Annotated in this window: 1 protein-coding gene; it reads left to right on the top strand. The window is 60.3% G+C overall.

Annotated elements, in window-relative coordinates:
- Nucleotides 1–36: 36 nt before the first annotated feature.
- On the top strand, nucleotides 37–1,364 hold a 1,328-nt coding region (locus tag AWB80_RS42725), incomplete at its 3' end, for a non-ribosomal peptide synthetase (RefSeq protein WP_160147539.1).

Raw genomic sequence — 1,364 nt, 5'->3', positions numbered from 1 at the left:
GATCAACCCGATGCATCGCTGCACGCGCATGAACTCGTGCTGCCCGAGGAGCACGCGCTGCTCGAAAGCTGGAACGACACGGCGGCAGCGTATCCCGAGCATCTGTGTATTCATCAGTTGTTTGAACAACAGGTGCACCGTACGCCCGATGCCGTCGCGCTGGTCTTCGAAGACGCATCACTCACGTATGCGCAACTCAATGCACGCGCCAATCAGCTTGCGCATCATTTAATCGCGCTGGGCGTACGTCCTGAAGATCGTGTGGCGCTGTGCATGGAGCGTGGTATCGGCATGGTTGTCGCGTTGATGGCGATACTCAAGGCTGGCGGCGCTTACGTGCCGCTCGATCCGGCGTATCCTGGAGAGCGCCTGAGCCACATCCTCACCGATGCCACACCCCGCCTGCTGCTCGCAGATGTCGCGGGTCGTGAAGCATTAGGTGACACCGGTTCACTGACCGTGCTCGATCCCAACGCATCGCTCGACGACGCGCTTCCGCAAGACGATCCGCAAACGGCTGTCGCCCCGCATCACCTTGCTTACGTGATCTACACCTCGGGTTCCACCGGTAAGCCCAAAGGCGTTGCGATCGAACACAAGACGCTGGTCGCCTCCACTTGCGCCCGGCACCAGTTCTATGAGCGCGCTTCGAATGAGCGCTTCCTGTTGCTTTCGTCACTCGCCTTTGATAGCTCTGTCGCCGGCCTCTTCGGGACGCTCACGAACGGGGGCTGTCTCGCCCTCGTCGATATCGACACGGCAAGGGACCCCGACGCAATCATCAGGCTCGTTCGGGATCGTGACATCACACGCGTCCTGTGTGTTCCTTCTCTTGGGCAGGCCATTCTCGACAGTATGTCGTCGAGCGGCGAGCATCAGCTTCGGGAGATCATCGTCGCCGGTGAGGCGTGCCCTCCGAATCTCGCGCGGCAAAGCTCGACGCTGCCGCGGCCGGTATCGCTTTATAACGAATACGGTCCTACGGAAGCAACCGTCTGGGCAACGGCGTATCGATGCCTTCCTGAGGAAACGAATCTGGTGCCGATTGGCCGACCTATCGCCAACACGCGCATCTACTTGCTCGATGCGCAACGTCAGTTGATGCCCCCGGGTGCGGTGGGTGAGCTTTACATCGGTGGTGCGGGGGTGTCGCGTGGCTACCTCAATCGGCCTGAGTTGACCGCTGAACGGTTCATCGACGATCCGTTCGTTCCCGGCGCGCGGATGTATCGCACGGGCGATCTCGCGCGCTATCGTGCCGATGGCAATATCGAGTTTCTTGGGCGTAACGATCATCAGGTCAAGATTCGTGGCTTTCGTATCGAACTGGGTGAGATCGAGGCGCAGATCGCCAGTCATCCGGA

Origin of the sequence: Caballeronia pedi, from assembly GCF_001544915.2 — a bacterium.
Lineage (GTDB): Bacteria > Pseudomonadota > Gammaproteobacteria > Burkholderiales > Burkholderiaceae > Caballeronia > Caballeronia pedi.
Note: the sequence above shows the minus strand (reverse complement) of the source record. Positions and strands in the feature narration are given on the sequence as shown.